Origin of the sequence: Streptomyces albireticuli (assembly GCF_002192455.1) — a bacterium.
In the GTDB taxonomy this organism is placed as follows: domain Bacteria; phylum Actinomycetota; class Actinomycetes; order Streptomycetales; family Streptomycetaceae; genus Streptomyces; species Streptomyces albireticuli_B.
In genome coordinates this window covers 6,902,955-6,915,809 of record NZ_CP021744.1, presented here as the reverse complement: position 1 = coordinate 6,915,809, position 12,855 = coordinate 6,902,955, and the positions used below count along the sequence as shown (strand labels likewise).

16 protein-coding genes are annotated in these 12,855 nt (G+C 75.3%); 8 read left to right on the top strand and 8 right to left on the bottom strand.

Features of this window, described 5'->3' with window-relative positions; all coding sequences use genetic code 11:
- Window positions 1-48 precede the first annotated feature (48 nt).
- Window positions 49-726, bottom strand: coding sequence for an AIM24 family protein (locus SMD11_RS29935; RefSeq protein WP_087929417.1), 678 nt, complete (start codon window positions 724-726; stop codon window positions 49-51).
- A 645-nt stretch (window positions 727-1,371) separates the two neighbouring features.
- Here SMD11_RS29935 and SMD11_RS29930 point away from each other — a divergent pair.
- Together SMD11_RS29930 and SMD11_RS29925 are read left to right on the top strand one after the other, a co-directional pair.
- Window positions 1,372-2,250, top strand: coding sequence for an isocitrate lyase/PEP mutase family protein (locus SMD11_RS29930; RefSeq protein WP_087930808.1), 879 nt, complete (start codon window positions 1,372-1,374; stop codon window positions 2,248-2,250).
- Window positions 2,251-2,455: 205 nt separating this feature from the next.
- Entirely contained in the window at window positions 2,456-3,298 is an 843-nt protein-coding gene (locus tag SMD11_RS29925) for a pentapeptide repeat-containing protein (RefSeq protein ID WP_087929416.1), read from the top strand.
- Between the two features lie 52 nt (window positions 3,299-3,350).
- Here the strand turns inward: SMD11_RS29925 and SMD11_RS29920 are convergent, their stop codons facing one another.
- The gene (locus SMD11_RS29920) at window positions 3,351-4,532 is read right to left on the bottom strand and encodes a M4 family metallopeptidase (RefSeq protein WP_087929415.1); all 1,182 of its coding nucleotides are present in this window, start codon (window positions 4,530-4,532) and stop codon (window positions 3,351-3,353) included.
- 207 nt (window positions 4,533-4,739) lie between these two features.
- On the opposite strand from SMD11_RS29920, the gene SMD11_RS29915 reads away from it, so the two are divergent.
- The 4 genes from SMD11_RS29915 to SMD11_RS29900 all read left to right on the top strand — a co-directional run bounded on the left by SMD11_RS29915 (window position 4,740) and on the right by SMD11_RS29900 (window position 7,054).
- Window positions 4,740-5,096 carry a hypothetical protein gene (locus tag SMD11_RS29915; RefSeq protein ID WP_087929414.1) on the top strand — a complete coding sequence of 119 codons (357 nt, stop codon included), beginning with the start codon at window positions 4,740-4,742 and terminating at the stop codon, window positions 5,094-5,096.
- Window positions 5,097-5,234: 138 nt separating this feature from the next.
- Window positions 5,235-5,564, top strand: a complete 330-nt coding sequence (locus tag SMD11_RS29910; protein WP_087929413.1) for a hypothetical protein — start codon at window positions 5,235-5,237, stop codon at window positions 5,562-5,564.
- Between the two features lie 14 nt (window positions 5,565-5,578).
- Entirely contained in the window at window positions 5,579-6,265 is a 687-nt protein-coding gene (locus tag SMD11_RS29905; RefSeq protein ID WP_087929412.1) for a PhzF family phenazine biosynthesis protein, read from the top strand.
- 33 nt (window positions 6,266-6,298) lie between these two features.
- Window positions 6,299-7,054: a Mut7-C RNAse domain-containing protein gene (locus SMD11_RS29900; protein WP_087930807.1), complete on the top strand. Its 756-nt coding sequence runs from the start codon at window positions 6,299-6,301 to the stop codon at window positions 7,052-7,054.
- A 72-nt stretch (window positions 7,055-7,126) separates the two neighbouring features.
- Here the strand turns inward: SMD11_RS29900 and SMD11_RS29895 are convergent, their stop codons facing one another.
- Complete coding sequence (locus SMD11_RS29895; RefSeq protein WP_159395385.1) at window positions 7,127-8,137, bottom strand: polyprenyl synthetase family protein; 1,011 nt, start codon at window positions 8,135-8,137, stop codon at window positions 7,127-7,129.
- Window positions 8,138-8,338: 201 nt separating this feature from the next.
- Between SMD11_RS29895 and SMD11_RS29890 the strand changes: the two genes are divergently transcribed.
- Together SMD11_RS29890 and SMD11_RS29885 are read left to right on the top strand one after the other, a co-directional pair.
- Entirely contained in the window at window positions 8,339-9,013 is a 675-nt protein-coding gene (locus tag SMD11_RS29890) for an ABC transporter ATP-binding protein (RefSeq protein WP_087929410.1), read from the top strand.
- Window positions 9,010-9,810, top strand: coding sequence for a hypothetical protein (locus tag SMD11_RS29885; RefSeq protein WP_087929409.1), 801 nt, complete (start codon window positions 9,010-9,012; stop codon window positions 9,808-9,810). Before SMD11_RS29890 ends, SMD11_RS29885 begins: the two co-directional genes overlap by 4 nt.
- A 34-nt stretch (window positions 9,811-9,844) precedes the next feature.
- Here SMD11_RS29885 and SMD11_RS29880 read toward each other — a convergent pair whose 3' ends face one another.
- The 5 genes from SMD11_RS29880 to SMD11_RS35580 form a co-directional block, all read right to left on the bottom strand.
- Window positions 9,845-10,327, bottom strand: a complete 483-nt coding sequence (locus tag SMD11_RS29880) for a nuclear transport factor 2 family protein (RefSeq protein WP_087929408.1) — start codon at window positions 10,325-10,327, stop codon at window positions 9,845-9,847.
- 59 nt (window positions 10,328-10,386) lie between these two features.
- The gene (locus SMD11_RS29875) at window positions 10,387-10,992 is read right to left on the bottom strand and encodes a carbonic anhydrase (RefSeq protein WP_087929407.1); all 606 of its coding nucleotides are present in this window, start codon (window positions 10,990-10,992) and stop codon (window positions 10,387-10,389) included.
- Window positions 10,993-11,229: 237 nt separating this feature from the next.
- Complete coding sequence (locus tag SMD11_RS29870) at window positions 11,230-12,234, bottom strand: alpha/beta fold hydrolase (RefSeq protein ID WP_199843979.1); 1,005 nt, start codon at window positions 12,232-12,234, stop codon at window positions 11,230-11,232.
- A 91-nt stretch (window positions 12,235-12,325) separates the two neighbouring features.
- Window positions 12,326-12,466, bottom strand: a complete 141-nt coding sequence (locus SMD11_RS35585) for a hypothetical protein (RefSeq protein WP_159395384.1) — start codon at window positions 12,464-12,466, stop codon at window positions 12,326-12,328.
- Entirely contained in the window at window positions 12,463-12,618 is a 156-nt protein-coding gene (locus tag SMD11_RS35580) for a hypothetical protein (RefSeq protein ID WP_159395383.1), read from the bottom strand. The genes SMD11_RS35585 and SMD11_RS35580 overlap by 4 nt, the downstream gene beginning before the upstream one ends.
- Window positions 12,619-12,855 lie beyond the last annotated feature (237 nt).

The following is a 12,855-nucleotide window of genomic DNA, read 5'->3' as shown; positions in this document are numbered from 1 at the left end:
GCACCGGCCGCGGCCCCCGGCCGGGCCGGCGGCGGCGCGGACGTGACGTCAGCCGTTGCTCGCCGGCTGCGGCTTCGCCTCGCTCGGCCGGACGATCACGAAGCCCTCGCCCTCCAGCTTGAGCTGGACGGCCTCGCCGGAGCCGCCGCGCAGCATGGAGCCCAGGCTCTGCGAGCGGTGCAGGGACGTCTGGAGGTGGGCGGACCAGCCGACGACGGCGTCGGTGTCGACGAACACCGGGGCGTGCGCGGAGACGGGGATGACGATGGGGTTGCCCTCGCACATCACACCGAGCTTGCCGTGGCCGGTGAAGACGCTGTTGAAGAGGCCGCCGCCGGTCATGCCCGCGCCCTTCACGACCTTGATCTCGTAGGAGAGCGTGGGGTCGAAGCACAGCACGTTGCGGCCGTTGACGGTCAGGCTCTCGCCGGGCGCGATGTCGATGATGAAGCAGTTGGCCGCCTCGTGCGCCAACCACACCTCGCCCTGGCCCCGCACCGCCATCAGGGCCAGGCCCTCACCGGTCATGGCGCGCTTGAGGAACTTGCCCACGCCCTGGCCCAGCTTCTCGAACTGGAGGTTGCCGCGGAAGGCGATCATCGACCCCTGGCGGGCGTAGCACTCGCCGTTCACGGCGTAGACGATGGACTTGGCGTTCTGGAGGCTCATGCCCGCCGTGGTGGCGGGCATGACCATGTTCTCGGTGGCGAAGAGGTCGCTATGCATGGGGGCATGATGGCCGCAACCCGCTCCCACCTGCAACGATCATGCGATTTTCCGGGCGGCGCCCCTCGTCGGGCCGGTGGCGTTCCGGCGGCGCCCGGCCGGGGCGGACCGAGAACGGGCAGGGGTGGACCGGAGTCCGGCTGAGCGAGATCCGGCCTATCCGCGGCATATGCGGAGCGGCGCCCCGTACGCGGCCCCGGCCGGTGCGGGCGGAGCCGTACGGCGGGCGGGCTTCAGGAGCGTTCACGCCCTACGCCCCTGGCAGGAGGCCGTTGTTCCGGATACCGGTCACGGGGCGTGCGGGGCCGAGGGTGCGGAGGGGGCGCGGAAGGGTGGCGACCGACCGCGACGAACGGGGCCGGAGGGACGGATGGGGGCGGCGTGAAAGCATCGACCTGACCATCCGCTTTACCTTGCCTATATTGCTCCATGACCATCTCTTGACTAGCCTCGCCGCAGAACGGACGGGCAGTCAGCACGGCAGCACACACGCAGCACCCAGGCAAGGGAAGACCCCGGGGGACGCCGTCGCGAGCGGCGCCGCACCCGGGGACACCAGGTCATGAAACGCCGGTGCCGGCCACGGACTTCGACGACAGCGGCCGCAACGGCGTACCCACGCAACCCAGTTTCCCGGAGGGTACCGTGAACCACCCCGCTCGGCTACGCACCGCCATAGCTGCGGACGGCACCACACCGCTCATCGGCGTCTTCGACATGTTCTCCGCCTCCGTCGCGGCCCGGCACTACGACGGGATGTTCGTCTCCGGCTTCGGCTTCGCCGCGTCCCACTACGGCCTGCCGGACATCGGCTTCATCGCCTGGCCGGACATCGTCGCCTTCGTCCAGCGGCTGCGCCTGGCCTTCCCGGCCCAGCACCTCCTGGTCGACATCGACGACGGCTACGTGGACCCCGAGACCGCCTGCCACACCGTGCAGCAGCTGGAGGCCGCCGGGGCGTCCGGCGTGATCCTGGAGGACCAGCAGCGGCCCCGGCGCTGCGGGCACGTGGACGGCAAGCGGATCCTGCCCCTGTCCGAGTACCTGGACAAGCTCGACATGGTCCTCGACTCCCGCCGCGACCTCGTGGTCGTCGCCCGCACCGACGCCACGGAGGAGGCGGAGATCCTCCGCCGGGCCAAGGCACTCGCGGCGACCGACGCGGACGTCCTGCTGGTCGACGGCGTGCGCAGCACCGACTGGATCCGCAAGGTCCGCGACGTCATCGGCGACAAGCCGCTGCTGTTCAACCAGATCGCCGGCGGCAAGTCGCCGCGGCTCTCGCTGCCGGAGCTCGGCGCGCTCGGCGTGGACGTGGCGATCTACAGCACGCCCTGCCTGTTCGCCGCGCAGTCCGCGATGGACACCGCCCTCGCGGAGCTGAAGGCCGACGAGGGCCGGCTGCCCGTGCACACGGAGGCAAGCGTCGGGGTCGCGGAGTGCCTGGCCCTGCTGGAGCGCAACATCAGCCGCCACCACGGGCGCGCCGGCCGGGCCGCCGAGGCCCCGGTCGCCGTGCGCTGACCCCGGCCCGCCGCTCCCCCGCCCCGGCGCACCCTTGGTGATCAGCGCAACCCCGCCGGGCGGCCCCTCCCCCGGGGCCCGCCCGGTGGGGCCCGCCCGCCGCCGAGGTCCGCGCCCGAGCCCGTAAAATGGCCGGACCTGCGCAGAAGCACAGGGATGGACTCACTCCGGACCGCCCCTCCGGAGTCAAAGGAAACCTTTCATCGTGACCGCGAGACACCACGACGCCGCCGAAGCCGACCGGGCCCGCCTCGGGCTGCGGGCCGACTGCGGGAGCTGCTTCGGCCTGTGCTGCGTCGCCCTGCCCTTCTCGGCGTCCTCGGACTTCGCGGCGACCAAGCCCGCCGGGCAGCCGTGCGGCAACCTCCAGCAGGACTTCCGCTGCGGCATCCACGCGAAGCTGCGCACCAGCGGCTACACCGGCTGCACCGTCTACGACTGCTTCGGCGCCGGGCAGAAGGTCTCCCAGGTCACCTTCGGCGGCCGGGACTGGCGCGCGGACCGGGACACCGCCCGGGAGATGTTCGAGTCCTTCCCCGTGATGCGGCAGCTCCACGAGCTGCTCTGGTACCTGACCGAGGCGCTCGCCCTGGCACCGGCCCGCCCGGTCCACGGCGACCTGCGCCGGGCGCTCGCGGAGACCGAGCGCCTCACCCTGCACAACCCCGCCGCCCTGCGGGAGGTCGACGTCGCGGAGCACCGGCACGGCGTGAACACGCTGCTGCTGCGGACGAGCGAGCTCGTCCGGGCCGGGGTCAAGGGCAAGAAGAAGAACCACCGGGGCGCCGATCTCATGGGCGCCCGGCTGCGGGGCGCGAACCTCCAGGGCGCCAGCCTGCGCGGCGCCTATCTGATAGCCGCCGATCTCAAGGGCGCCGATCTGCGGCTGGCCGACCTCATCGGGGCCGACCTGCGCGACGCCGACCTGTCGGGCGCCGACCTGACCGGCAGCATCTTCCTCACCCAGATGCAGGTGAACGCGGCCCGGGGCGACGCCGCCACCCGGCTGCCGTCCTCGCTGACGCGTCCGCCGCACTGGAGCGCGTGACCCGTCCGGCCGTCCACCGGCGGGCGCGGCCGATCCGCGCCCGCCGGGCCGGTCACACCACGTTGACGGCGGTCCAGGCGGCCTCCACCGCGCGGTACGGGGCGCCGCCGGTGCCGTAGAGGTCGGCGGCGGCCCTGAGGGTGGCTGCCCGGGCCGCCTTGTAGTTGGTCGTGGAGGTCATGTACACGGTCAGCGCCCGGAACCAGATCCGCTCCGCGGCGGCCCGCCCGATGCCCGCGACCGGTCTGCCGTCGTGGGTCGGGCTGTCGTAGGCCACGCCGCCGATCACCTTGGGGCCGCTGCCCTCGGACAGCAGGTAGAAGAAGTGCTCGGCGGGGCCCGCGGCGTCGCGGGGGAACGTCGAGCCGATGCCGGGGTACCAGGAGTCCTTGGCGTGGCCGTCCTTGGAGGGCCGGTCCAGGTGGCGCGCCGCCGTCAGGGTGCCGTCGGGTCCGGTGCGCTCGGCGACGAGGTAGTCGCCCGGGTCGGCCGCGTTGTCCGCGAAGAACTCCGCCGAGACGCCGAAGATGTCGCTCGTGGCCACGGCGAGGGCGGCGGACTCACCGCTGTACGGGCTGAGGCCGGCCGTGGCGGCGACGAGCACCTGGGTCAGCATGTACCCGGCGGCGTCGATCCTGGTCGGCGGCCAGGCGGGGTCGGCGCCGTCGCCGTAGGCCAGGCAGGAGTCGCGCCAGATGACGTTCTGGTAGCGGTCGCCGTAGTGGACACGGCTGCACCCGCCCCGCCCGTCGGGGCGGACCCCGCCCTTCCGGCCGTGGACGGTGAGGTAGTAGTCCCACACCACGGCGTTGACGTAGTGGGCGTCGACCGCGGCGGCCTGCGGGCCGCCCTCGCACCAGACGTTGTCGTCGTCGGTCACCAGGGTGCCGGTGCCGGTGGTGGCGCCCGCGAGGTCGTACGTCCGGTGGTCGCCGCGCCGGGTGTCGGCCAGCAGATAGCGGCCGGTGGCGGGGTCGTAGGTGGTGTCGAGCGTGACCTTGCCGACGGTGGAGCCGCAGCCGGTGCCCGTGGCGGGTATGCCGGCGGGGCGGGCGGCGGCGTCCGCCGGGGCGGCGTACGGGCCGGCGAGCACGGCCACCGCGAGGACGACGGCGCACGCGAGGGCCGCCGGTGAGTGACGGGCGCGGCGGCGCGGCGCTCGCGGGACTCTTGGGGTTCTTGGGGCTCGCCGGAAGGGGTCGCGGAGCGGGCTGCGGGTGGGGGTGCGGGCCATGACGGCTCCATGTCGGCTTCGGCCGTGGGGACGGCGGGCGGCTGAGCGAGGGGCGGGGGCGCGGGGAGGGGCGCCTCCGAGCGTGCCATCACCGCCGCCGGATTGTCAGGGCCTCGACAAACACTCGACTCCCCGGTGGGCGATTCGTCGAAATATCACCCGAATGCGGGAATGCACGCAAAGTAATGGCCAAATTACCCTAGGTGCATGCCTGAGTGGGGTCGCGCTCTGTCGCAGTCCGTCTCGCGCGGCGCGACCGCCGTGCTGATCGCCCTGCTCCTGCTGACCCCCGGCGGGGAGGCCGCCACCGCCGCGGGCGGCGGCGAGCGTGAAGCGGGCTCGGTGTCCCGGGAGTTCGCGCCCGCCGACGAATACGCCTCCGAGACCGATGTCTCCGCCGCGGCCGCGACGCGGGAGGGGAGGCGTCCCGGCAGGCGGGGCCGCCCGCCCGCGCGGCCGCCCGGCGGCCGCGCGGGGCCCTGCCCCCGCGCGTCGTCCGCGCCGCGGCCTGGGGCTCCCCCGCCGTCCGGCACCCCCGCGCTGCACACCGTCCTGCGCTGCTGAGGAGCGCCCCCGGAGCCAGCCCGTCCACCGGCCCGTGCGGGGCCGTGCCGCGGGCTGCCTCCGGCCGGGCCAGGCCACTCCCGGCCTGTCCCTCGCGCCCCTCGCACACCAGCTGGACGAGACCAGAGAGAGGCCACCATGCCACTCGACCCCGCACGTGCCCTGAGCGCCTACCTGCGCGCCCAGGCCTACCGCGAACACAGCCCCGAGCCCCCTGCCCCGGCCCGCCGCCCCGCGGCGCCCGCGAAGACCGCCGTGCCCACCGCAGCCGCGACCGCGGAGACCGCCGCCGCGCGGACGCCGGACGCCACGGCGGCGCGGCCCGTCCAGGTCGTCCGCCGCCCGCCGGGAGCGCTCACCCGGCTCCTGCGGCTCCTGCGGCAGAAGGCCCCCGTCGCCCCGGCCGTGGCTCCCGCCTCCCCCGCGCCCTCCCCGGGCACCCGGCGGGCGGGCCCCGGCAGCGGGTGATGTTGAATGCCCACATGATCGGCATCGAGGTGCTCAGCGTCTTCTGCGGACCCGGCGGACAGGGCGGCAACACCCTCGCCGTGGTGCGCGACGGCGCGGCGGTGCCCGGCGGGCGCGCGCGGCGGGAGCTCGCCGCCGCGCTCGGTCACAGCGAGACCGTGTTCGTCGACGACGCCCGGCGCGGCGTCGTCGACATCTGGACGCCCAGCGCCCGGCTCCCCTTCGCCGGGCACCCGCTCGTCGGCACCGGCCGGCTGCTGGACGTCCAGGTGCTCCACCCGCCCGCCGGAGCCGTCCCGGTGCGCCGGGACGGCGAGTTCACCTGGGTGCGCGCCGATCCCGCGTGGGCGACCGGGCGGCGCACCCACCGGTACGGGTCACCGGCCGCCGTCGACGCGCTGCCGGCACCCCCGGACGGCGAGGGCTGGCTGTACGCGTGGGCGTGGGAGGACGAGGCCGCCGGGAAGGTACGGGCCCGCGGCTTCCCGCGCCGCGGCGACGGCATCGCCGAGGACGAGGCCACGGGCGCCGCGGCGCTGGCCCTCACCCATGAGCTCGGCCGCGCCCTGGACATCCGCCAGGGCCGTGGCTCGCGGATCCGCACCCGTCCGCTCGCCGACGGAAGCGTCGAAGTCGGCGGCCGCGTAAGAGTGCTGAGGGGCCGGGCGGCGGAGGCGGGGGAAGACCCCACCGCGCCGTGAGGGGCGCGTCGGGCCGATGGCATGCTGTGCAGCGTGAACGGCCCTCGTATCGATCTGACCCTCGCCCCTGAGCTGCGCCTCTTCGCCCCCGCCGACCGGCGCGGCGCACGCGTGCCGCTCGTCACGGACGGCTCCTCCACGCTCGGCCACGTCGTCGAGTCCTTCGGCGTCCCGCTCACGGAGGCGGGCGAGATCCTCGTCGACGGCCGCCCCGTGACGGTCTCGCACATCCCCGCGGCCGGGGAGTCCGTCGAGGTGCGGGCGGTGGCCCGGCCGCAGGAGGTGCCGGGCGCGCCGCTGCGCTTCCTGCTCGACGTGCACCTGGGCACGCTCGCGCGCCGGCTCCGGCTGCTGGGCGTGGACGCCGCCTACGAGAGCGAGGACATCGGGGACGCGGCGCTGGCCGCGCTGTCGGCCGCCGAGCGCCGGGTGATGCTCTCGCGCGACCGCGGGCTGCTGCGGCGCCGGGAGATCTGGGCGGGCGCGTACGTCTACAGCGACAAGCCGGACGAGCAGCTGCGGGACGTCCTGGGCCGCTTCGCGCCCCGCCTCGCGCCGTGGACCCGCTGCACCAACTGCAACGGGCCGCTGCGCGACGCGGAGAAGGAGGCGGTGGGCGAGCACCTGGAGGACGGGACGCGCGCCACGTACGACGTGTTCGCGCAGTGCTCCGTCTGCGACCGCGTGTACTGGCGCGGGGCGCACCACGCGCGGCTGGAGGCGATCGTCGAGGGCGCGGTGCGGGAATTCGGGGCGGGGGCTTCTTCCCCTGCCGGCCCCCTCCCGTAACCGGGGGCTTCGCCCCGGTCCCCCCTTTTTCCGCGCTCCGCGTGGTGTCCTCACCCGCCGGACGGGCTGGAATCAGCCCGTGCCCATCGCGTAGGTGAGGCGGTGCAGTTGTTCGCGGTGGGGGGTGGCGGGGAGGTGATCCAGGTGCGCGCGGGCCTTCTCCACGTAGGACTCCAGGACCCCGGTGGCCGCCTCGACCGCGCCGAGCTCGTGGAGCAGGGCGGTCAGCCGGCCGCGCGCCCGCGCGCTGTGGGCGGCGCGGGCGAAGAGCCGGCGCAGCCGCCGGGCCTGGCGGGGGACGGCCCGGTCCACGGCCAGCAGCAGCGGTAGCGTCGGGCGGCCGTTGCGGAGGTCGCTGGAGAGCGGTTTGCCCGCGCCGCGCACGGTCTCGGCGTCCCGGTAGGGCAGCAGGTCGTCGCGCATCTGGAAGGCGACGCCCAGGGTCTCGCCGTAGACCGTGAGGGCGGCGGTGGTCTTCTCGTCCGCGCCGGAGAGCAGCGCCGCGGTGCGGCAGGTGGCGCTGAGCAGGGCGGCGGTCTTCATGGTCACCATGGCGAGGTAGGCGTCGAGCCCGCAGCCGAGGTCGCGGCGCAGCCGCTCCTCCAGGAGCTGGCCCCGGCAGATCTCCACCCCCGTGTGGCCCGCGAGGGCGATGATGTCCAGCAGCAGGCGCGGGGCGATGTCGTGCCGGTGGCACTCGGCGACCTCGGCGAACGAGCGGCACAGCAGGGCGTCCCCGGCCAGCAGCGCCTGTCCGGTGCCGTAACGGGCGTGCACGGAGGGGCGGCCGCGGCGCTCGGCGTCGCCGTCGATGAGGTCGTCGTGGACCAGGCTCGCGGTGTGGTGGCTCTCCAGCGCGGCGGCGACCGCCGCCGCCTGCGCGAGGTCGCCGTCGAGCGCCGCCACGCACAGCAGGAACAGGCGGGGGCGGAGCAGCTTGCCGTGCGGCAGCAGGGCGTAGCGCGCGAGGCCGTCCAGGGCGTCGTCGTCCCGGGGCCAGAGGTCCTGGACGCGGCTGGTGTAGTAACCGGAGAACACGACGGCCGGGGTCCTGCCGGTCGTGGGGGTTGGATCGAGGTTCACGGATCCTCGCGAGGTGCGGTGCGGAAGCGGGCACCGGGAGGCGTGCCCGGCGCTCCACCCTTCCAGCTCCGGGCGCGGGCCCACGCCTCCAACACGGGTGCCGCCCGGTTTTTGACGCGTTCCGGTGACGGGGCGCGGGAGCGGACACACCGCGGCCGTGCTGGACGGCCGGGGGCCCGGGGCGTGGCTAGGGTGTGCGCCATGCCTGCTCGTCCACCCGTTCTGCACGTGCGCGACGTGCACAAGTCCTACCGCGCCCGCCCCGTGCTGCGCGGCGTCTCCCTGGCCCTCGAACCCGGCACGCTGGCGGGGGTCGTCGGCGAGAACGGGGCGGGCAAGACCACGCTGCTGCGGATCCTGTCCGGGCAGCTGGCGGCGGACCGCGGCGAGGCGGTGGTCCGGGGGACGCTGGGGCACTGTCCCCAGGAGGCGGTGCTGAACGACTTCCTGACCGTGGCACAGCACCTGCGGTACTTCCAGGTCGCCTACGGTCTGCCGGACACCCGCCGGGCGGAGGAGCTGCTGGAGGAGCTGCGGTTCGGGGAGTACCGGAACACCCGGACGGGTGAACTGAGCGGCGGCACCCGGCAGAAGCTGAACCTGACGCTGGCCCTGATGCACGACCCCGACGTGCTGCTGCTGGACGAGCCGTACCAGGGCTTCGACTGGGAGACGTACCTGCGGTTCTGGCAGGTGGCGGGGCGGCTGCGGGAGCGGGGGCGGTGCGTGCTGGTGGTGTCGCACCTCGCCTGGGACACCGGGCGGCTGGACGTGCTGTACCGGCTGCGCGACGGCGCGGCGGGGCCGTGGCGGCCTGCCCCGGTGCCCGAACCCTCGTGCGGGGACCCGGCGGTGGCGGTGGGTGCGGGCCGGTGAGGCGGGCGTGGCGGCGGCTCACGACGGCGGTGGGCTTCGCGCTGCTGGAGCACGCGCGGAACCGGTTCGCGCTGGTCCTGGTGGTCTTCTACATCCCGTTCTGGCTGTCGATGGTGCACTGGTTCGTCGATTCGGCGCCCAGCCGCTTCCTGCTGCGCGCCACCGGGCGGACGGTGACGGTCGACGCCGGCCGGCTGACCATGATCTCCGGGGCGCTCAACGCCGTCACGCTGATCGTCGGCTTCATGATGTTCATGAGCACGTTCAAGTCGCTGGCCTTCGACCGGCGGCTGGCCCTGGCCGGCTTCCCCCGGGTCCCGCTGCTGGTGGCGAAGGTGGCCGCGCTGGTGCTGGCGTCGGCGGCCACCGCGGCGTACGCGACCGCGGTGATCTGCTGGTACTGGGATCCCGTGCGGCCCGTGCTGCTGGCGGCGGGGCTGTTCAGCGCGGCGGTCGGCTACGGCGGGATCGGGATCCTGCTCGGGGCGTTCCTGCGCCATGAGCTGGAGGGGATGTTCGTCATCATCATGACGAGCCTGCTGGACACGATGCTCCAGAACCCGGTCAGCAATCCGGGGGCGAGCAAGGACGGTGTGCAGTTGCTGCCGGAGTACGGGCCGACGCAGGTGAGCGTGGCCGCGGGCTTCTCGGGGACGGTGCCGTACGGGCATCTGCTGCTGGGGCCGCTGTGGTTCGCGGTGATGTGGCTGGCGGCGACGGCGGCCTTCGGGCTGCGCACCCGCAGCCATCTGCCGAAGGCACCGCCGGTGCCCGCGCCCGCGCCCGGCCGGGGCTGATCCGGTCCGGCCGGGGCGGGCGCGGTGCGGGTGGTCAGGCCCCGGGGGCGCCCTCGACCCAGATGACGGAGGCGGTCAGGCCGTCGACGCGCCAGCCGTCGGCGGTCCGCACGGCGGTGTAGTCGTAGTGGGCGCCGCCGACGAAGAGCGCTCCGGTGGTGCCGTCCTCGGCGGGGTGCGGGACGTGGGTGGCGTGGGCGTTGGCGCGCCCGGCGGCCCGGTCGCCGTCGACGGTGACGACGGGGTTGGTGACGAGGTGGTGGGTGCGGGCCCAGGCCCGCTTGGGCGCGCCGAGGAACTCGGACAGGCCCGCCGTGCCCCGGTGGACGCCGTTGGGCAGTTCCAGGCGGACGTCCTCGGTGAACAGCGAGCGGTACCACGTCTCGTCGTTCCGGCCGGGGTCGGTGCTGTCGAGGCCCGCGGCGAAGCGGTCGAGGAGGGTGGTGAGCGCGGCGTGGTCGGTGAGGGTCCGCGTGTCGCGGCGCAGTTCGGCGATCTCGTGGGCGAGGTCGGTCATGGGGAGCTCCTTGGGGTGGGGAGGCGGTGAGGGGGCGGGCCGTGGCCGGAAGCCGGGCGTCAGAGCGGGAGGAAGGCGTCCAGCTCCGGGTCGTGGGCGAGGACGAGGCCGGTGTGCACTTCGTAGAACCAGCCGTGCAGGCGCAGGGTCCCGGCGGCCACCCGCTCGGCGACGCCCGGGTAGGCGCGCAGCCGCTCCAGCTGGGCGCGGACGTTGCGCTGGGCGGCGGCGTGCGCGCCGGGGTCCTGGTCGTGGCCGTGGGCGCCGAGGCCGTCGGGCAGCTGGGTGGCGAGCCAGCCCGCGACGGCGGGGAGGGCGCTGAGGTCCTCGCCGCGGGCGCGGGCGCCGACGGCTCCGCAGTGCGAGTGGCCGCAGACGATGATGTCGGGGACGCCGAGGACGTCGAGGGCGTACTCGATGGTGGCGCACTCGCCGGTGGGGTGCCCGGTGTAGGCGGGCACGGCGTTGCCCGCGGTGCGGAGTTCGAAGAGGTCGCCGGGGCGGGCGCCGGTGATCAGCGAGGGGATCACCCGGGAGTCGGAGCAGGTCACGAAGAGGGCCGCGGGTGACTGCCCGGCGGCCAGCCGGCCGAACTCGGCGCGGTGGTGGCCGTGCTGGGCGATGCGGCGTCCGAGGGTGCGGGCGTGCTCGATGAAGGGCTGCATGGGCTTCCGGTGGGTGGGAGTGGGGTCGGGGTCGGGGCGGGTCCGAGGGGTCCGGCCGGCGCCGGGCGGTGGGGTGGCCGGGGAGCGCGGCCCCGCCCGCCGCGCCGGGTCCCGCCGGTGCCGGCCCGCTCCCGTCCGGGCGGGGTCCGGGCGGGGCGCGGGCGGGGTACGGGCGGCGTCGGTACGTGGTGCGGACGCGGTGCCGGCCGGCCGGAACGGGCGGGCCGGCGGCGTCCGTCAGGCCGCTCCGGCGGGCCGGCGCGGGCCGGGGACGACGGGCGGCAGCGGGGCGGCGGGCCCTTCGCCCGTACCCGCCCGGGAGGCCGCGCGGGCGGCGGCGAGGGCGGTGACGCGGCCGGCCGGGACCGGCACCTCGCGTTCCATGAGGCACTCCTCCACGAAGGCCAGGGCGCGCAGGTGGTACGAGCGCGCCGCCCAGCCGAGGCTGATGTTGTGCCCGGCGTTGGGCTGGCGGTCGAAGACGGCCCGCGGCGCGGCGCTCAGCAGGCGGCGCATGGAGGCGAGGGTCTCGTCGTCGTGGTGCCACCACCCCTCGTGCTCGGCGAAGGTGAAGCGGACCGGCACCCTCACCCGGGCGGCGAGGCGGGGGAACTCCTCCGCCCAGCGGCGGGCCTCGCCGGCCTCGCGCGGCGGCATGGGCGTCACCAGCGGCTTGGCGTGGCGGAAGGTGCCCGGCGGGTAGAGGCCGAGCTTGCCCCAGTGCAGGGGCCAGGTCTTCAGCCCGTGGAAGTCCTGGAACTGGCGTACGTCGACGGCGTAGCGGTGGCTGATGCCGGAGATGTCCAGGCCGATGAGGCCGGCCCCGCGGTCGTCGGCGGCGGCGTGCAGGGCGAGCTTGCCGCCGTAGGAGTGGGCCATGAGGAAGGTGCCCGCGCCGGTGTCGTGGGCGGCGGCGAACCCGTCCAGGGCCGCGTGCAGGATGTGGGACTGCTCGGCGAGGGTCTGGCCCTCGGGGAAGCGGGCCGCGGAGAGCCCGTAGCCGGGGCGGTCGACGGCGAGGACGGTGAAGCCCAGCCGGGCGCCGAGGGTCATCAGCGACTGGGTGGGGTGGGTCTGGCCGTGGAAGTAGCCGGCGCGCATGCCGCCGCCGTGCACCGCCACGACGAGGGCCCGCGGGGGCGTGTGCCGGGGCTCGATGAGCAGGCCCGACAGTGAGGTGCCGGCCGCGTCCAGGACGATGTCGCGCACGTCCGGGACGGTGGATTGGATCAGCTGTGTCATGTGGTGCGTACTCCAGTTGGTCCAGCGCCCGGATGACGGCATCGGGGCGGCGTGCGGGAACGGTCTCGGGGTCCGGCGGTCCGGCGGTCCGTCAGTCGATGCCGCGGAAGATGTGCGGCTCCGGTGTGGTGTCCTCGTCCTCACCGGCGAGGAGCACCCGGCCGGCGGCCTCGTGGAACAGGACGCGGTCGGCGGTGTCGGCGGGTCGGGTGGCGGTGTCGGTGATCGTCACTGGGCGCTCCCGGGGAGGTTCGTGGCCGGCGTGGGGTGGGTGACCAGGCGCAGCGCGGCGCGGCGGGCGCGGGCGCGCAGGGTGGCGCGGCGGGCGGGGCGTTCCTTGCGGCGGACGCGCGGGTGCGCGGCGTGCTGGTCGGGTGCGGGCACGGTGTCTCCTCGGTTCGGACGCGTGACGGGCGGGCCGGGTCGGACGCTGGTCGGGCGGTGGGCACGCGCGGACAGCGGCGGGAGCCCTGGCCGGTCTACCGGTCCGGGCTCCCGCCGCTGTCCGCTGTGCTGTTCGGTTGTGGGGCGGCGCGTCGGTGGCGGCCCCGGAAGGGCGCCCCGAACGCCGCGGACCCGGCGGCCGAGGGGGCCGCCGGGTCCGTCACCGGGGGTGTGGTC